The 19,281-nt window shown below is 32.0% G+C and carries 14 protein-coding genes and 1 pseudogene; 5 read left to right on the top strand and 10 right to left on the bottom strand.

Going from position 1 to position 19,281, the window contains the following annotated elements:
* Positions 1 to 442 precede the first annotated feature (442 nt).
* Positions 443 to 1,480: a M42 family metallopeptidase gene (locus MT340_RS07460; protein WP_243603721.1), complete on the bottom strand. Its 1,038-nt coding sequence runs from the start codon at positions 1,478 to 1,480 to the stop codon at positions 443 to 445.
* A 148-nt stretch (positions 1,481 to 1,628) separates the two neighbouring features.
* Between MT340_RS07460 and MT340_RS07465 the strand changes: the two genes are divergently transcribed.
* A complete protein-coding gene (locus tag MT340_RS07465) occupies positions 1,629 to 2,720 on the top strand; it encodes a prephenate dehydrogenase (protein WP_243603722.1) in 1,092 nt (363 codons plus the stop codon).
* Positions 2,721 to 2,796: 76 nt separating this feature from the next.
* Here MT340_RS07465 and MT340_RS07470 read toward each other — a convergent pair whose 3' ends face one another.
* Positions 2,797 to 4,059, bottom strand: coding sequence for a Y-family DNA polymerase (locus MT340_RS07470; protein ID WP_243589411.1), 1,263 nt, complete (start codon positions 4,057 to 4,059; stop codon positions 2,797 to 2,799).
* Positions 4,060 to 4,209: 150 nt separating this feature from the next.
* Between MT340_RS07470 and MT340_RS07475 the strand changes: the two genes are divergently transcribed.
* Entirely contained in the window at positions 4,210 to 4,395 is a 186-nt protein-coding gene (locus tag MT340_RS07475) for a 2-hydroxymuconate tautomerase (RefSeq protein ID WP_243589412.1), read from the top strand.
* An 89-nt stretch (positions 4,396 to 4,484) separates the two neighbouring features.
* Here MT340_RS07475 and MT340_RS07480 read toward each other — a convergent pair whose 3' ends face one another.
* A complete protein-coding gene (locus MT340_RS07480) occupies positions 4,485 to 5,462 on the bottom strand; it encodes an LCP family protein (protein WP_243603723.1) in 978 nt (325 codons plus the stop codon).
* 142 nt (positions 5,463 to 5,604) lie between these two features.
* Between MT340_RS07480 and msrA the strand changes: the two genes are divergently transcribed.
* Positions 5,605 to 6,114 (top strand): peptide-methionine (S)-S-oxide reductase MsrA, encoded by a 510-nt coding sequence (gene msrA, locus MT340_RS07485; protein ID WP_243589413.1) that lies wholly within the window; start codon positions 5,605 to 5,607, stop codon positions 6,112 to 6,114.
* A 79-nt stretch (positions 6,115 to 6,193) separates the two neighbouring features.
* Here the strand turns inward: msrA and mprF are convergent, their stop codons facing one another.
* The 6 genes and pseudogenes from mprF to parE all read right to left on the bottom strand — a co-directional run bounded on the left by mprF (position 6,194) and on the right by parE (position 17,357).
* Positions 6,194 to 8,716, bottom strand: coding sequence for a bifunctional lysylphosphatidylglycerol flippase/synthetase MprF (gene mprF / locus MT340_RS07490; protein WP_243603724.1), 2,523 nt, complete (start codon positions 8,714 to 8,716; stop codon positions 6,194 to 6,196).
* Positions 8,717 to 8,915: 199 nt separating this feature from the next.
* Complete coding sequence (locus MT340_RS07495) at positions 8,916 to 10,145, bottom strand: AI-2E family transporter (protein WP_243589415.1); 1,230 nt, start codon at positions 10,143 to 10,145, stop codon at positions 8,916 to 8,918.
* A gap of 118 nt (positions 10,146 to 10,263) precedes the next feature.
* Positions 10,264 to 11,111, bottom strand: a pseudogene (gene glcT / locus MT340_RS07500) (glucose PTS transporter transcription antiterminator GlcT).
* A 171-nt stretch (positions 11,112 to 11,282) separates the two neighbouring features.
* Positions 11,283 to 12,743: a glutamine transporter AlsT gene (alsT, locus tag MT340_RS07505; RefSeq protein WP_243589417.1), complete on the bottom strand. Its 1,461-nt coding sequence runs from the start codon at positions 12,741 to 12,743 to the stop codon at positions 11,283 to 11,285.
* Between the two features lie 217 nt (positions 12,744 to 12,960).
* Positions 12,961 to 15,360: a DNA topoisomerase IV subunit A gene (parC, locus tag MT340_RS07510; protein ID WP_243589418.1), complete on the bottom strand. Its 2,400-nt coding sequence runs from the start codon at positions 15,358 to 15,360 to the stop codon at positions 12,961 to 12,963.
* The gene (gene parE, locus MT340_RS07515) at positions 15,357 to 17,357 is read right to left on the bottom strand and encodes a DNA topoisomerase IV subunit B (protein ID WP_243589419.1); all 2,001 of its coding nucleotides are present in this window, start codon (positions 17,355 to 17,357) and stop codon (positions 15,357 to 15,359) included. The genes parC and parE overlap by 4 nt, the downstream gene beginning before the upstream one ends.
* Before the next feature lie 202 nt (positions 17,358 to 17,559).
* Between parE and plsY the strand changes: the two genes are divergently transcribed.
* Positions 17,560 to 18,168 (top strand): glycerol-3-phosphate 1-O-acyltransferase PlsY, encoded by a 609-nt coding sequence (gene plsY / locus MT340_RS07520; RefSeq protein ID WP_243589420.1) that lies wholly within the window; start codon positions 17,560 to 17,562, stop codon positions 18,166 to 18,168.
* A gap of 249 nt (positions 18,169 to 18,417) precedes the next feature.
* Positions 18,418 to 18,717 carry a HesB/YadR/YfhF family protein gene (locus tag MT340_RS07525; RefSeq protein WP_243589421.1) on the top strand — a complete coding sequence of 100 codons (300 nt, stop codon included), beginning with the start codon at positions 18,418 to 18,420 and terminating at the stop codon, positions 18,715 to 18,717.
* A gap of 70 nt (positions 18,718 to 18,787) precedes the next feature.
* Here MT340_RS07525 and menI read toward each other — a convergent pair whose 3' ends face one another.
* A complete protein-coding gene (gene menI / locus MT340_RS07530) occupies positions 18,788 to 19,258 on the bottom strand; it encodes a 1,4-dihydroxy-2-naphthoyl-CoA hydrolase MenI (protein ID WP_243589422.1) in 471 nt (156 codons plus the stop codon).
* Between the last annotated feature and the right edge of the window lie 23 nt (positions 19,259 to 19,281).

Raw genomic sequence — 19,281 nt, forward strand, 5'->3', positions numbered from 1 at the left:
GTTAAAATTTGTTATCTAATATTGAAATGTTAAAAGTTGATAAAGCTTTGCCTTTTAATTACTTTGAAAATTCAGATTATTTTATTTATACTTATTTTCGAAATTTAACTTTTTAACTAGCGATGTTCATTTAGCTTATTCATTAATTATTTGTCATTAACCTATATTAAAGATAATCGCAAATCAAAAAGACACCACAGTTAGCTATCCTCAAATATAAGGACGCGTTACCGTGGTGCCACCTTAATTAACATTCTCATGTTCACTCAATAATTATTCAGTTATACTTTTTAAGCCCAATTCAAAAAATATGTTGTGCTAATTTCCATCTACCATTAGCTTTCTTATGCTACAAATCATATTATCTACTTCACTTAAAATTATTCGACAATTCTTATAATTCAGTATAATACATAGAATCAATTTAATTGTCAATGACATTTTACAATTTTATTGGCGATAAACAATATGCGTAGAGTAAGTCCTGAGTAGCTTTAATTGAATCAATATGTGTTCTTTCTAATGCATGTGAGGATTCAATTCCTGCTCCAAATAAACCATGACGAATATCAGCTCCAGCTCTAAGTGCTGCTGAGGCATCAGATCCGTAATATGGATAAATATCTACTTTATATGGGATTTGATTAATCTTGCATAAATTAATTAAATGAGATTTTAATTCTTTATGATATGGGCCAGAACTATCTTTTGCACAAATAGAAACTGTATATTCATCTGAAGATTGTCCATCACCCAATGCTCCCATATCAAATGCGATAAATTCTATAATCTTTTCTGAAATTGAAGCATTCGCGCCATACCCTATTTCTTCATTATTCGATATATAAAATTGTGTAGTATGTGGTAAAGTTGTATCTTCTTGTTTTAACTTTTCTAGTAATTCTAAAATCATAGCTACGCTTGCCTTATCATCTAAATGACGTGATTTTATAAATCCTGAAGGTGTAATTTGAGTTCTTGGATCAAAACTAATGAAATCTCCAACTTCAATTCCTAAATCTCTTGTTTCTTCAGCAGAGGTTGTCTTTTCATCTATACGAACTTCCATATGTTCAATATTACGTTCGATTTCATGATTATCTTTATAAACATGTACGCTTGTTTCATGTAAACAAATTGTTCCAGTATAAACTTGGCCAGCTTCTGTTTGAATTTCACAATACTCCCCTTCGATAGCATTATAAGTAAAGCCTCCAATCAAACTAAGCGCTAATCGCCCATCCTCTTTAATTTCTTTAACCATGGCTCCAAGTGTGTCTACATGAGCAGTGATACATCTTTGATGCTCATCATCTTCTCCTTTAACAGTAATGAGTAATGCACCTTTATTAGTTAATTTAGTTGGATAACCTAAATCTTCAGCTTTATCTTTTACATAGTTCACAGCTTCGGTTGCATTACCAGAAGGACTATTAATTTCTGTTAATTCTTTAATCGTTTGCAGAACCTTTTCACTCATTTTTTATTTCCTCCTTATCTCCTATTAATATTTATTTTATCGTACTTATTCCCCTATCTCTATTAATCCATTTATATAACTATTGTTTAATTTTGTCGGCTATTTTACAATAAATATATTCTGAAAATTTCGAAATAAGGTGATTCAATTGAAAAATATTTTATTCGTAGGTCTAGGTTTAATTGGCGGTAGTTTAGCAAGTAACTTAAAATTTTATCGTCCAGATGTTCAAATTTCTGCCTTTGATACCGATTCAAGTCAGCTTGATAAAGCGCAATCTATTGGAATTATAGATGAAGAGATTAAAGACTATGCTTTAGGTGTCGAAAAAGCTGACATCATTATCTATGCTACACCCGTTCAACAGACTGAAATATACTTAAAAGAATTACCTAACTATCACACACGCCCTAATTTAATTGTTACAGATACTGGTAGTACAAAAGCAAATATTCAACAATATGAATCATATCTTTTAGAACATAATATTCATCTAGTTGGTGGTCATCCAATGGCTGGTAGTCATAAATCAGGTGTACTTAATTCTAAGAAATATTTATTTGAAAATGCTTATTATATTTTAGTTTACAATGATGATCGAAATACTTTAGCTGCTAAAAACTTACAAGAGTTGCTATCTTCAACATCTGCTAAATTCATTACTACTACAGCTCAAGAACATGATTATGTTACAGGTATTGTTAGCCATGTGCCTCATATAGTAGCTTCTAGTCTAGTACATTTAAGCGAAAATTATTCAAACCAACATGCATTAGTGAAGCAATTAGCAGCCGGTGGTTTTAGAGATATTACCCGTATTGCTAGTAGTAACGCGGATATGTGGAGAGATATTACCTTAAGTAATAAAGAAAATATTTTAAATATATTAGAAATGTTACAACTACAATTCCAAGCTATCGCAAATTCAATTAAAAACGATGAAAGTGAAACTATACATTCCTTTTTCAAAGATGCTAAAAAATATAAAGATCAACTTCCTGTTAAACAACGTGGTGCACTAAATGTAGCGTATGATCTATATGTAGATATTCCGGATGAACCGGGTATGATTAATAAAATTACTAATATACTAAGTTTACATAATATTTCTATAAGTAACTTAAAAATTTTAGAAGTTCGCGAAGATATTTTAGGTGCCCTGCGTATTAGTTTTAAAACGCCTCAAGATCGTGAATTAGGAGTTAAAGCACTTAATCATTTTGAAACTTATATTTTATAAAAAATATCCTCTTAACTGATAGAGGTTATTCCAATCACTATTGGATACTTTTCTCTATCGTTAGGAGGATACTTTTCTACATTTTATGTCCTGCCATTAAACCTAAACGTCCATGTTTAGTACCTGCATCAGTATACGAAATCGCCTTTGATACGATACCCTTTCCATATTTATTTTGCAAAAAGTCTATTGTCTTAGCTAATCTTTCATCTCTTCGTCGTTCATATTCATCAATGAACAAGTTTAATTGTCTATCATCTTCACCAATCAATTGTGTTAATGAAACACTCAATGTTCGATATAACGCTCTTTTATCGCATAGTTGATTCGCATAATAATTTACTACCTTAAAAATATCTTTTTCTAAATTAGTGGGATCTGTTAGAGTGTATTGCTTATGTACGCCCCCGCCTTCTGCATAGCCAAAAGAAAAATGTATCGTACGTGCTAATTGCTTACGCGCTCTAATACGGCTTGCTACATCTTCGATTAATTCTTGCATCACAACTTTAGTTTCTTCAAAACGATAATCTCTCATTAAAATTTGACTTTTACATATTGAAGGATTTGTAACTTGATATTTTTCTCTCACTTTACTTTGATCAATACCATTAGCATGTAAGTGCATATCTGTGCCTAAAATACCAAACTCTTTCTTTAAATATCTATAAGGATACTGTGCTAAATCCCCTATAGTAATAATCCCTCTTTTATTGAGTTTCATTTCTGTTTTTTTATTAATGCCCCAAAAGTCTCTTAAAGGTTGAATACGCCACAATTTCTGTGGAACATCTTGATAACGCCACTCAGTAATACCGTTTTTTGTATGTTTGGCTTCTATATCCATAGCTACTTTGCTTAACAACATGTTTGATCCTATTCCAATAGTGCAGTATATACCTGTTTTATCTATAATTTCTTTCTGTAATCTTTCTGCAAACGAAGCTACTGTAGAATTAAATCTGTGGTAACTATTAGTTACATCTATAAAAAACTCATCAATACTATACTGATGTAAATCCTCTCCTGGAACATATTTAAGTGCAATTTTTGAAATTTCAATAGATACTTCGAGATATTTTCGCATACTGGGATTAATAATATAAATATCGTTACGATGTGGTATTTCAAACAATCTTGAACCTGTTTTTATTCCTATTTCTTTTAATTTTGGTGTAGCTGCTAACACCACAGACCCCTGCCTTTTAGTATCAGCTACTACTGCTAATTTTGTAGTTAATGGATCTAAACCCTTTGCAATACATGACACACTTGCAAAAAAACTCTTTTGATCAATACATAGAACATCTCTATCTTCAAGTAAGTTATAATCATACATCTTAATAACCTCCCTTATACATTATTTATTATATACGAACATTTGTTCTATATCAATATAAATACGAACTAATGTTCTTATAAAATATTTTTGCGGTTAAAATGAAAAATGCTATACTAATCTTGTATTTAAAATTAAGGAGGAAATTCTATGCCAATCGTAAACGTTAAATTACTTGAAGGACGTTCAGATGAACAATTAAAAGAGCTAGTAACTGAAGTCACTAATGCAGTAGAAAAAACAACAGGCGCTAATAGAGAAGCCATCCATGTAGTGATTGAAGAAATGAAGAAAAACCACTACGGTGTAGCTGGAGTAAGAAAATCAGATGCGTAATAAGTAAGCATGTTTTAAGTTTACATAATAAAATTATTGTTTTAATATAACAACGAAAAAGCCATGCTGTTAAGCATGGCTTTTAAACTTTATTCATTTAAAAAATTTTTGATAGCTTGTTTATTTTTTTCTTTATCAATTTCAAGTGCGCTTCCATCGTTATTTGTATTTATATTTTGATATGAGTTTTTAACAGGGACTGTTAATGACTGAACATCTTTATCTCCCCTAATACCAAAATTCACACCAGTTTGGAAAATAGCAGAGTCAGGTATGTTGGTATTAACATAACCTCTTAAAATACCTGCAACTTTAGGTAATTTAACAATAGAATCTGGCGTCACTAATTGCTGTTTTAATGTTTGCATGACTTGTTGTTGACGTCTAACTCGACCAAAGTCACCTTCTTCATCATGTCTAAATCTAGCATAACCAAGTAATTCTTTACCGTTTAAACGATGGCGCCCTTTTTTCAATGATACACCAATATTTTCAGACATATCTTTTTCAACATTAACTGGTATCCCATTAGGCTCTAATTCATCAATCATTTTTTCAAAACCTGTAAAGTCAATAACAGCGTAATATTCGGGATTAATACCTAAATTTTTATTTAATGTCTGACGTAATAATTCAGGTCCACCCAGTGAATAAGCTGCATTAATTTTATAATTTTGATATCCAGGTATTTCTGCATAGATATCACGCATAACGGACATCATTTTCATTTTTTTATGGATATAATCATATTGTATAACCATGATGGAATCCGAACGAGATTTACCGCCATTCGCTTTGTCTGCACCAAGTACAAGAACTGATATTTTTCCATCATTTTTTACTGGACCATTAAATTGATGTACCTTCACATCTTTAGCGTGCTCTTTTGCATAATTTAACCCGCTTCTGTAACCATGTATTACATAAATAACTATCGCCAACAGTATCACAAATAGAATCAGCACTATAAAAGGTAATTTGCGAAGTCTTCTCTTCTTACGTCGCTTAGAAGGTGTTTGTGAGTGAGATTGTCTGCTTAATTGTGTCTTATCCTTCTCGTCTGTCATATTTACCTACCTTATGTTTAAAATCTTCAAAATTATATATCTATGTACTATAATTATATATAATAAAGTTAAAGAACTTACTTTAAAAAATCAAGTGCTTTTTATATAGATGGGACTAAGGTCTAATGAAAGGATGGCGTAAATGAATATTAATACAGCATATTTTGCTGGTGGGTGTTTCTGGTGTATGACCAAGCCTTTCGATCAATTCGATGGAATAGAAACAGCCACCTCTGGATATATGGGAGGAACAACAGATAACCCTACCTATGAAGAAGTGAAAAGTGGTACAACAGGTCATTACGAAACCGTAAAAGTCGAATATGATGTAGCGCTATTCTCATATAATAAATTATTAGAAATTTTCTTTTCAGTAATTGATCCATTAGATGCTGAAGGACAATTTCAAGATAGAGGTTCACAATATCAAACCGCTATTTTTTATACGAATGAAGATCAAAAGAAGCTTGCTGAAGCATACATTCATCAGTTACAAGACACATTACATGCTGATAAAGCAATCGCTACAAAAATATTACCCGCTTCTGCCTTTTATGAAGCTGAAGCGTATCACCAAGATTTTTATAAAAAGAATCCAGAACGTTATGCAAAAGAACAACAAGATCGTGCAAATTATAAAAACGACTTATAATCTATAAAAAAAGACATCCATACTATTGTGTTTAATCATTTACACTTAAGTAGGATGTCTTTTTTTATATCTATTTCTATTATTTATGTCTAATGACTCTCATAACTTTCACCATGCTAGACACTAATGAACTATCTCTACGATAAACTAAAAATCTTGGTTCCCAATTAGGGCTATACTTTTGCTTATACTTACGTAAGCCTTGGAAGCGATATAAACCATTAAAGTGTTCAAACACACGACCTGCAATCCGTTCTCTAGGATATGCGTAATCTAACTGTCCTACATTAGATAAAGTCGCCATTCCCATATTAAACGCTTTATAGCCTTTCTCTTTACCCCATAACAGCATATGCAAGTATAAACCATCCATCAATGGTAAATCTAAATCCGGTAACCATCTAATTAAGTCTACTGAAATAGCTTCATTATAATGTGTTGGCATTAAACTGCAGAACGCAATAATCTTACCTTCTTCATTCTTCATAATACCAATAGGTGCTTCTTTTAAATAATCTTCTGTAAATTGGCCTACAGAGAAATGCATTTCACTACGACCATCTAGCCATTGGTCGCTTACTTCTTTAAGTTCATTAAATAATTCTTTTGAAAATGGAGGTTCAACAATTTCGAAATGAATATTTAAATCATCAAACTTATTTAATGTTGCACGGAAACCTCGACGTTTTTTTCCAGATGTCGTAAATTGCGTTAAATCTATAATAGCTTCTTCACCTAATTTGAAAAATTGGTTTCCAAAATTATGGTATAGTGGCATAAATCTATCAGAAACTTGATAGAAAATAATATCATAGCCTAACTTTTCAGCATAATTGTAAAACTCAATGAGTAACGATTGGAAAGAAGATGTCTCTCCAATAGGGTCTCCTAACACAACTAATGCATTAGACTTATAACGATACATAAGAAAAGCTTGTTCATTCTCATGCATGAAGATATCCTTATCTCCACTATAAATTAAATGACTGAGATAATTACCACCATAAGTTTCGATAATAGATTGACATTGAGATAAATCTTCAACTTTATGTGGTCTAGTAAAACGAATTTCTAATAACCATTCAATAACACCTACAATAATAACAACTACTAAAATTGTTAACCAGAAGTAATATCTTAATAGAGACGTATCCATCTCAATATGATAAATATCTAAAGCGTATAATGTTTCTGAAATAACTAAATGATTAATATATAAAACGATAATGCTAAATAGTAATGTCAATAGCACATTTTTAAATCTAAATGGACGTTTTATTACTCTAGCACGACGATACGCTAGGATAAGTAAAATAAAGATAAGCACTAACCATGCTAGTAAAATGAATGAAGCATAAGTATAAATCGTTGCGCCGAATATTAAAATCAATGCAATCATCACGAAGATAATAGCTCTTCTACTTTGTTTGAAGATACCTTTAACATTAATCAGCAATAATAAACAGGCACTTGTATGAATGGATAACACAATATAATAAATAAAGTGATTAACATCATAAAGACCATCATAGACAATCGTAATATTGTTTATAAAGAAGATAATACTTGTTAATAGTACAAGAATTGATAACGCAAATGAAGGTATCTTAGACACAATATCTTTTTGATAAGAAAATATAAAAGATGTAACATCTTTAGCTGGCACGTAATATCTCGATTCTTCAAAATATTTACGCGCAGATGAACCAAATTCAAAAGTAGATAGAATAAGCGCGATAATAACCGGCACGAAATAATAAGCAAAACGATATAATAATAATGCTAATAAAACTTTCTCTTCTGGTACACCTAGAGATTTCAAGCCAAGTAAGACTACCAGATCAAAAGCTCCAAAACCACCAGGGATAAAACTTACTAATCCAGCTAAAGCAGCAATAATAAAAATGCCAATTACCGTAGTGAATGCTACATGGCTATTAACAATAACAGTCGATAAATAAAGCACTACTGCCGCTGCTATCCATTCAATACTTGAAACTAACGTACAATAAACGCCTAAAAACTTGTTTTGTTGATCAATAGGCTTAATGATTGTATACGCTATGAATATAGGTAAGAATAAAGCAACAATATAAAGAATCCATCTTACCCAACTAATCTTATTTAGAATGTGAGAAGCATTGAAGATATGTAAGACGACTAAAATAGAAAGTAAACTTAACCCAGTTAACATGGATACAAGAATAATTGAAATCGCATGAACGAGTTTCTTTCTATCAGAAGTATAATTTTTATATACAAATGCTCTAAATCCAGCTCCAATAAAGCCTCCGAAACCAACAATTGCATTAAAAGTATTAATAATATAGCTCAATCTAAAGACTTTCGACAGTGCTATATCTAGTTTTAGCGCTTTAACAAGGATTAAATCATACAGACTCAGTAATATCATTGAAGCGCCACCACAAATAAATAAACCTATTAAATGCCATCGATTGATTTTACCAAATGATTCTAGCGTTTCTTTAAAATTAATATTAGCTAATTCGTGATATAGCGTTACCACGACGGTGATAAATAATACCGCTGCAAATACAAATTTTAATATTGATAAAATTCTATTTTTTAATTCTTCAGTCATTATTTCACTCTATCCTTTATCATCAGTTAATTTAAAATATATCATACCTTATTTGGAATGAACATATACTCTTCCTGGAATAAGGCTAACAGTATTGTAATGTAAAGCTCATTCGCGAAAAATACAGCTTGCTTTTATATTAAAAATTAAAAAAGTCATAACAAATGAAATTCACTTGTCATGACCTATAAAAAATTAATTATTCTGCTTCTGTAAAATCCTTATGTTCTTCTTGTTTAATTTCATATTTGCCAGAATCATCACCATAGTACTTATTATAACGACGTTTAAATAATAAGAAGAGATGTGATACTAAAACTTTTATAATAGCATAACCAGGAATACCTAGTATAACCCCAACAATATTAAATAAGTTTCCAGCACATAACAAGATAAAGATAATTGTCAGTGGATGGATTTTCAATGTTTTACCCATAATATTTGGTGAAATAAAGTGACCTTCAAAGAATTGCACCAATGTCCATACGATAATCAGTTTTAACAGCATAAATGGAGAGGTTATTAATGCAATGATAATAGCTGGTGATATCGCAATCGTCGGACCTAAATAAGGTACAACGCTCGTTACAGCAGCAATTGAAGCTAAAACTAAACCGTAATCTAAGCCAATAATACTATAACCAATGAATAATAAAATACCAATACAAAATGATACGATAATTTGTCCTTGAATATATGAACCTACTTGAACACTCATTTTCTCAATTAAATCATGGTAATCTTTTCTGAATTTGGGAGGCATTATTTTAGTACTATAGTCCTTAAATTTATGTCCATCTTTTAACATAAAGAATAACACGAAAGGCGTTGTTACAATAACAACCCCAACATTAACGAGTGTTTCAGCAAATGATCTAATCTTAGTACCAAATCCATCAAAATAGTCTGAAACAAGTGTCGGCACTTTATTTGAAAAAGAGTCTAATCCATCTTGTATTTGACCATAAAACGATGATAAGAATGAAAAATGAGTTACTTTATCAATTAAATCATTAAATTTCCCTACATATTTCGGGAAATTGTTAACTAATCGCGTAATCTGATCACCAATAACAGGGATTAATAAATTAACGATTAAAGTAGCGCCTCCCGCAATAGCTAAGAAGACAATAATAATACCAAGTAATCTCGGAATATTAAATCGTTCCATAAAATTAATCACCGGATTAATTAAATAGAATAAAATTAGTGATACGATAATGGGTGCTACAATCGTATTAAATACGATAATAAAGGGATGGAAAATATAAGAAACTTTATCAAAAATAAATATAACAATCCCAAGTAACACAAGTGAAACTAAACCAAATATTAAATCTTTACCACCTAAAAATTTCATAAAACGCGTTTCAGAAAGGCTAAGCTTTTTGGGTACCTTTTCTTCAACTTGTTTCTGTTCAGTTGCCATGTTTTTCACCATACCTTAACTAACAAATATAAGATTTTGGATTGTTGAAATCATGCTTAAATGTAAACTTCAACTAAATATCATCATAACATAAAATATTCAAAATTATATTTTAATTTTACGTAGTTATTTGAGTTTCGAAATGATAAATATGTAATGTAAGATAGACTATTTCAGACTCTTCTACGGGAACATTAATATGTTTTTGAATCATTTTAGAGATTTTAAATGCTGTATTATAACAATTTGCATAATGTTGTTTAACCATATCGATAAAGACCACTTGCGCTTGAAGATGTTCTTGTTTATTTAATCTACGTATTAGGAATTGAATATGTCTAATAAATCGTTGATATTGAACGGTTTGATTATTAATTTTATGGCCTAAATCATTCTCTATAATTAAAATACTCTTACTGATTAATTTATTAATTAATGACATTTCATGGAGAGATAAATCTTCAGTATTAGAAGCAATGTGAAGGGCTATGAAACCTATTTCATCACGAGGAAACTCAACATCTAACCGTTTATTCAATCGCTCTATAACTTGGCTTGCGATAGTGTAAGCTTCACTATACAAATGCATGGTTTCCATTGCGAAAGGATTATTTATTACTTGATTTTGTTTAAGTCTTTTATATGCAAAAATAATATGATCAGTTAACGCTACGACTAAATTTTTATCATCAGTCGTATTGATTTTACTTGTAATCAAATTAATCGCCTCGATAATAGCATGTATGACGTCTTCATCAGCTAATTCTACTAAAGATTTATAATATTCTTGTTGTTGCTTTTGCTCTAATTTATAAACTTTTCAATTGAAGCATTATCGTCTAGCATCATACCAGGCTTTTTATTAAATCCGATACCTTTGCCTATCAGAATGACCTCTTGTTGGTTATTATTAGTGCATATGATGACGTTATTATTTAAAGTTTTAGAAATGTAATACTCGCTCATCATAATCACCTTTCTTTTCTATGATTAAAATTATATAGCTAAACACTATAATTGAAAAGATATCTCACTCAAACCAAAAATGCCCCTATCAAAGTACTTTCTTTCATAGGAAAGAACATACTCTGAAAGGGGTATATCATTATGATGAAGCTAATATTATAAAATGATAGCTTAGTATTTTTTAGGAATCTTATTTTCTCGACCCCATGTTTCAATACCGAATAAGTTAATTTCTAAATTCTCAGGTTTAAATACAGGTTTCTGACCTGCTTTACGTTGACGTTGATAATCTTTAATTACTGCGATAGCTATATTTGACAATCCTATAATTGAAACTAAGTTTACGATAGCCATTAAGCCCATGAATAAGTCAGCAGTACTCCATACTGTTTCAGTTTTAACAACTGCACCTACAAATACTAACACAACAACTAAACATCTAAAGATAAATAATACTATTTTATTATTAGATAAGAATTCAATATTAGATTGGCCGTAATAATAGTTACCTACTACAGATGAGAACGCAAATAACGTAATCGCTATAGTTAAGAAAATACCACCTGCTGAACCTAAATGTTCATTTAATGCAGATTGTGTGACTTCTACGCCTTGAGGTGCATTATCGCCAAATTTTAAACCAGAATATAATAAAATCATGATTGCAGTCGCTGTACATACGAGCATTGTGTCAAAGAATACACCTAGTGATTGAATTAAACCTTGTTTCACAGGGTGAGGTACTGCTGCAGTCGCTGCTGCGTTAGGTGCAGAACCCATACCAGCTTCGTTTGAGAATAATCCACGTTTAACACCTTGTAAAATAGCAGCACCAACTGCTCCGCCTGTAACTTGTTCTATGCCAAATGCACTTTTAATAATTGTACCGATCATTGGAATAATTTGATCAATGTTTAAAAGTAAAATAACTAAAACCATACCAATATAAATAATAGCCATAATAGGCACAATTAGTGATGATAACGTCGCGATACTACGCACACCACCAAAGATGATGATTGCAGTAATAACAGCTAAGATAATACCTGTGATAACAGGACTTACGTTATATTGTGTTTTTAAAGATTCAGCAATAGTGTTTGATTGAACAGTATTAAATACAAATGCAAACGTTACTGTAATTAAAACAGCAAACAAAATACCCAACCATTTTTGGTTTAAACCTTTAGTTATGTAATATGCTGGACCTCCGCGGAAGCCGCCTTCTTTATCATGTACTTTATAAACTTGTGCTAACGTTGCTTCTACAAAGGCACTCGCGGCGCCAATAAAAGCAATTACCCACATCCAAAATACTGCGCCAGGACCACCTAATACAATTGCTGTAGCTACGCCGGCAATATTACCAGTACCTACACGTGAACCTGCACTAATCGCAAATGCTTGAAATGGAGAAATACCTTTCTCCCCACTCTTCAATGTTTCAGGCTTCTCTGTTAATGCTCTAAACATTTCAGGTAACATACGTAACTGAATAAATTTAGAACTAATAGTGAAGAACACGCCTACCGTTAATAATAGTCCAATAAGATATTGAGACCATATTAAATCATTTCCTACCTGAACAATTGATTTGAACCATCCAGGAATTAAACTATCAAAATCGCTCAATGAAATCCCTCTCATCATTTTAAAATAAAATCTTAAATACAGTTCAAGAGATTTATATTAAATTGAATAAAAATGATTAAGCATAGTTAATAATTCGAATGCTTTTAATTCTTTACTCAAAAACAATATAAATCTCTTGTTAATTATAAGTGTTAAAATAACAAAATTAAGTTTATCATTTTATGAATAACTTGAAAATATAAAATCTCAAATTTTGTTAGCTAAGTCTCATGTCTATTACGTTTCCAAACTCATCAGTATCTACGATAAATGAGCCATTTGTATACTGTTCGGATACGTGAACATCAGAAATCTGACCAGTTTCAATATGCGCTGCTGACACTAAAATATAGTTCTCTTCATTTCTAACTACATGTCCCGCTACAAGACGATGTGGATTTTTCTTTAATTCTTTAAGTAATGTGATTCCTCTTTGCGCACGTTTAGCTTCTTGTAAAACTGTAAATTTAATACGTTTCACTGCACCTCTTTGAGTTGCCATAATAATAGTATTGTCTGGCCCCACTGCTTCAGTCATCACTACATAATCTTCGTCTTTTAAGTTTATCGATTTAACCCCTGCAGCTCTTAAGCCAGTATCTGATAATTCAGCTGTTGAATACGTTAATGACATACCTTTATGCGTTAGTACAGTGATGAGTTGGTCTTCACTTAATCGGATAACATTAATTACTTCATCATTATCCTTAACTTTCATCGCAACTAATGGCTTGTTATAACGCGTCGTTTTAAATAATGAAACACCGCTTCGTTTAATCATCCCGTTACGCGTCGCTATAACGTAATATGCATCGTCTTTGAAATCTTTTTCATTATACACATCTACAACCATTTCATTATCTTCTAATGGCACAATTTGAGATACATGCTGACCTAATTCTTTCCAACGTATGTCAGCCAATTTATGGACTGGGATAAATAAATATCTGCCTTTATTTGTAAATACTAAGGCGGTATCTTGTGTATTAACAGTTTGATACTTGAGTAGACTATCGCCATCTTTCAAGCCAACTTCAGCAACACCACTCGCATTAAAACTACGCGTAGATGTACGTTTAATGTAGCCTTGACGCGTTACACTTAAGATGACTTCTTCACTAGGCACCATCACTTCTTTATCAATTTTAATTTCTGCAATTTCCGCTTCAATTATTGATAAACGTTCTGACTTAAATCGTTTTTTAATATCTGTTAATTCATTTTTGATAACATCCAGTAATGCATCATGATTATCTAAAATATGATGATATTCTTTGATGACTTCTTTTAAGTCGTTAAATTCGTTTTCAAGCGATACGATATCTGTGTTTGTCAAACGGTATAATTGCAACATAACAATCGCTTCCGCTTGTGCTTCAGTAAAGTCAAATTTGGTTACTAAATTATCCTTGGCATCTTTCTTGTTTTTAGAACCACGAATTAACTCAATCACTTCGTCTAGAATAGATAAAGCTTTCATTAACCCTTCGACGATATGCATACGTTTTTCTGCATGTTCAAGATCGAATCTCGTACGGTTGGTTACAACATCAATTTGGTGTCCAAGATAACTATCAATAATTTGACGAATACCCATTAATTGAGGACGGCCATTACTAATTGCCACCATGTTAAAATTATAAGAAATTTGTAAATCTGAATTTTTGAAAAGGTAATTCTTAATGGACTCCGCATTGACATCTTTTTTCAATTCAACGGCAATTCTTAAACCAGTACGATCTGTCTCATCTCGTACTTCAACGATGCCATCTACCTTTTTATCTGCACGTAACTCATCGATACGTTTAACAAGTGAACTTTTATTAACTTCATAAGGTATCTCAGTAACGATTAATTGTTGACGACCATTACGTAATTTTTCTACGTCTACTTTCGAACGTACGATGACTTTACCTTTACCTGTCTCATAGGCTTTCTTAATACCGTCAATGCCTTGAACAATACCGCCAGTTGGGAAATCAGGACCTTTAATATATTTCATAAGTTGACTTACTGAAATATCAGGATTATCGATATATTTTAATGTAGCTTGAATCACTTCACCTAAATTATGAGGTGGAATATCAGTAGCATAACCCGAAGAAATCCCAGTTGATCCATTTACTAATAAATTGGGGAAACGTGCAGGAAGTACCATAGGTTCTAGCGTTGTATCATCATAGTTAGATACAAACTCTACTGTTTCTTTGTTGATATCACGTACTAATTCTTCAGATAACTGACTTAATTTCGCCTCAGTATAACGCATCGCTGCAGGCGGGTCATTATCAATACTACCGTTATTACCATGCATCTCTACTAATACATGACGTAATTTCCAGTCCTGACTTAGACGCACCATCGCATCATAAACTGAAGAGTCACCGTGTGGATGATATTGACCAATAACATCCCCCACGGTTTTAGCACTTTTACGGAAGTTCTTATCATAAGTATTTCCACTACTATACATTGCGAATAAAATTCTGCGTTGTACAGGTTTTAGGCCATCACGAACATCTGGTAACGCACGTTCTTGAATAATATATTTACTATATCTTCCAAAACGATCACCAATCACGTCTTCCAGTGATAAATCTTGAATTATCTCACTCAATTTCCTTCCTCCTCAGTATATGCTTCAGTTTCTAAGACTTGGACTTCAGTATTATCTAGTATACTTTGGTCTTCTTGCATACCAAACTCTACATGACTTTCAATCCATTCACGACGAGGCGCAACTTTATCACCCATTAACGTCGTTACACGTTTAGATGAGCGCATTTCGTCTTCAATTTGTACACGAATTAATGTTCTAGTTTCTGGATTCATCGTTGTTTCCCATAATTGTTCAGGATTCATCTCACCTAAACCTTTATAACGTTGTAACATAAATCCTTTGCCAAGTTTCTTTTGAAGCTTTTCAAGCTCATCATCTGTCCAAGCGTATTCCACTTTCTTAGACTTGCCTTTACCTTTTTCTAATTTATATAACGGTGGTAAAGCAATAAATACTCTGCCCGCTTGCACTAAAGGTTTCATATATTTAAAGAAGAACGTTAATAACAATACTTGGATATGTGCACCATCTGTATCGGCATCGGTCATTATAATAACTCTGTTATAGTTACTATCTTCTAATTTGAAGTCATTTCCAACGCCAGCGCCAATTGTATGAATAATCGTATTGATTTCTTCATTTTTGAAAATGTCTTCAAGACGGGCTTTTTCAGTATTAATAACTTTACCTCTTAACGGTAAGATAGCTTGGAATTTACGATCTCGCCCAAGTTTGGCAGAACCACCAGCAGAGTCGCCCTCAACTAGGTATAATTCATTCTTATCTGTATTTTTACTTTGTGCAGGCGTTAACTTTCCTGACAGTAATGTATCTTTACGCTTATTCTTTTTACCAGAACGCGCATCTTCACGCGCTTTACGTGCCGCTTCTCTTGCTTGTTGTGCCTTGATTGCTTTTTTAACAAGTGATTTAGATAATTGACCTTTTTCTTCTAGATAAAACGGAAGTTTCTCTGAAACCACTGAATCTACCGCACTACGCGCTTCAGACGTACCTAATTTAGATTTAGTTTGTCCTTCAAACTGTAATAATTCTTCCGGAATACGTACTGAAATAACAGCAGTTAAACCTTCACGGATATCATTACCATCTAAGTTCTTATCTTTTTCTTTTAATTCATTAATGCGTCTTGCATAATCATTAAACACACGTGTCATCGCAGTTTTAAATCCTACTTCGTGCGTTCCACCATCTTTAGTACGTACATTGTTAACAAAACTCAAGATACTTTCAGAGTATTGGTCGTTATATTGAAAAGCCACATCTACTTCGATGCCATTTGCATCACCAGTAAATGTTGTAACATCATGTAATGTCTCTTTACCTTCGTTAATATAACTTACAAACTCTTTAATACCTTCTTCATAATGATATATCTCTTCTCTTTCTTTACCATTACGTAAATCAGTTAACGTGATTTTAAGATTTTTCAATAAGAAAGCTGACTCTTGTAAGCGCTCACTCAAAGTATCAAAGTTAAACGTTGTTGTAGCTTTAAAAATTTCTGGATCTGGCTTAAATGTTACTTTAGTTCCAGTTTTTTTCGATTTGCCAGCTTTAATTAAACCTGACGCTGGCACACCCCCATCCTTGAAGCTTTGTTTGTAAATGTTACCGTCTCTATGTATTTCAACTTCTAACCATTCACTCAAAGCATTTACAACTGAGGCACCTACCCCATGTAAACCACCAGATGTTTTATAGCCACCTTGTCCAAATTTACCACCTGCATGTAATATTGTAAAAATAACTTCTACAGTAGGTTTACCTGATGAATGCATACCAGTAGGCATCCCACGGCCATTGTCTTGAATTGAAATACTATTATCTTGATTAATTGTTACATCAATTTCATTCCCATAACCATTTAATACTTCATCGACGGAGTTATCGACAATTTCATATACTAAATGATGTAATCCTCTTTTATCAGTAGATCCTATATACATACCCGGACGTTTTCTAACCGCTTCCAATCCTTCTAACACTTGAATGGAATCATCTGAGTAGTGATTTGATTTTTTCGTCGTCAATCTGTTCGCCTCCTACAAACGTACGTTCGTTACAAAAACTATACAATAGATATTTTTATATAAATTAAGTTAAATTGCAAGTATGAGTTATACACTATAGAGATTTATATAAATGTCTTAAACATTTTTTCATTTTCAGTCGTTGTTAACTCATAGATTATGGTAAAATAAATCTAAGTTATAAAAGGATGTGTAAAGTTATATGATGATAGTGCTTATGTTAATTCTTAGCTATCTCATCGGTGCTATTCCTAATGGGTATATTATAGGGAAGCTCTTTTTCAAAAAAGATATAAGACAATTTGGAAGTGGAAATACGGGCGCGACCAATAGTTTCCGGGTTCTTGGTAAACCAGCAGGCTTTATAGTTACTTTTCTAGATATATTCAAAGGGTTTATAACTGTATTTTTTCCAATATGGTTTCCAGTGCATGCTGATGGACCACTTAGCACGTTCTTCACGCACGGATTGATTGTTGGTATATTTGCTATTTTAGGACATGTTTATCCTGTTTATCTTAAATTTAAAGGCGGTAAAGCTGTAGCGACAAGTGCTGGTGTAGTATTAGGCGTTAATCCTATATTGTTACTTGTATTAGCTATTATCTTCTTTGGCGTACTTTACCTTTCAAAATATGTCTCACTTTCAAGTATCATTGCAGCAATTAGCTGTGTTATTGGATCTTTAATTATACAAGACTATATTTTATTTTGGATGAGCTTATTTGTCTCTATAATCTTAATTGTAAGACACCGAACAAATATTGTAAGAATTTTTAAAGGAGAAGAGCCTAAAATCAAGTGGATGTAATCTCCTTATTCACTATAGAAGCGGGTTAGTTAAAAATATTATAACTTAGTCTAAAATTAGACTTTGATATGAGAGCAAGCTGATGAAATCATTGGAATGAACTGTGATTTCCAGTTTGCTCTCTTTTGTTATTATGAACGCCTTAAGCTTATAAAGTTTTTTAAAAGTTACAATATGTTATAATTTTGACAGTTCTCATAGCAAATTAATTTAATTATAAATATACAGAAAAACAAGGAGGATTCTATAATGAAAATCAAATTATCTGAACAAGCTGTAGAATGGTTTAAAGATGAATTAGATTTACCTGAAGATAATAAAGTTTTACAGTTTTATGTTAGATATGGTGGAGAATTCCAACTTAAACAAGGTTTTAGTCCAGCATTTAGAGTTGAACAAAGAGATGACGTTGAAATAGGCTATGAAGAAAATTACAATGACTTAGTTGTAGTTGTAGCAGAAGATGATTTATGGTATTTCGAAGATAGCGAAGTACTCGTCGAAAAAGTAGATCACGATGATGAAATTGCCTATTCTAAAATAAATTAATGCTAAAATAATGTCGAAGATAAGACCATGAGATATTCGTGCTCCACGTTCTCATGGTCTTTATTATTAGTTAGAAATCTAAATCTTTTCTACTAGTAATCTCTAAATCTTTACCTTCTTTGTTTAACGCTTCAACTTTACTATATGTTTCATGCCAGTCTGGGAAATAGCGATCTAAACGAATAGGTCTAAAATTGCTCGCTTTCATACAAATAAGTTGAGTTGAGCCAGTTGTAGCTAATTCCCCTTTTTCATTATATACTTCGTAATTATATTGTGAACGTAATCTTGAATAATGTTCTACCCAAGTTTTGATTTTTACTTTTTCAGGATAAAAGATAGATTTTTTATATTGAATTTGTAAATCCACTACTGGCGATATAATACCTTCTTTTTCCATATCTGCATAACTAAAACCTAACTTACGAATATAATCAGTTCGGGCAACTTCAAACCATGTCGCATAGTTACCATGATAGATTACACCCATTTTATCTGTTTCCTGATATCTAGCTTCAATTTCAGTCATACTGTAAATCATATATAAGTACCTCTTTTCAAATA

It is taken from the genome of Staphylococcus sp. NRL 16/872 (assembly GCF_022815905.2).
Lineage (GTDB): Bacteria > Bacillota > Bacilli > Staphylococcales > Staphylococcaceae > Staphylococcus.

Bases quoted from the DNA above. Each gene is read 5' to 3' on its own strand.
- MT340_RS07525 (WP_243589421.1), top strand. From the start codon at position 18,418: ATGAAAATCAAATTATCTGAACAAGCTGTAGAATGGTTTAAAGATGAA.
- menI (WP_243589422.1), bottom strand. From the start codon at position 19,258: ATGATTTACAGTATGACTGAAATTGAAGCTAGATATCAGGAAACAGAT.
- MT340_RS07460 (WP_243603721.1), bottom strand. From the start codon at position 1,480: ATGAGTGAAAAGGTTCTGCAAACGATTAAAGAATTAACAGAAATTAAT.
- MT340_RS07470 (WP_243589411.1), bottom strand. From the start codon at position 4,059: ATGTATGATTATAACTTACTTGAAGATAGAGATGTTCTATGTATTGAT.
- MT340_RS07495 (WP_243589415.1), bottom strand. From the start codon at position 10,145: ATGGCAACTGAACAGAAACAAGTTGAAGAAAAGGTACCCAAAAAGCTT.
- msrA (WP_243589413.1), top strand. From the start codon at position 5,605: ATGAATATTAATACAGCATATTTTGCTGGTGGGTGTTTCTGGTGTATG.
- plsY (WP_243589420.1), top strand. From the start codon at position 17,560: ATGATGATAGTGCTTATGTTAATTCTTAGCTATCTCATCGGTGCTATT.
- MT340_RS07475 (WP_243589412.1), top strand. From the start codon at position 4,210: ATGCCAATCGTAAACGTTAAATTACTTGAAGGACGTTCAGATGAACAA.
- mprF (WP_243603724.1), bottom strand. From the start codon at position 8,716: ATGACTGAAGAATTAAAAAATAGAATTTTATCAATATTAAAATTTGTA.
- MT340_RS07480 (WP_243603723.1), bottom strand. From the start codon at position 5,462: ATGACAGACGAGAAGGATAAGACACAATTAAGCAGACAATCTCACTCA.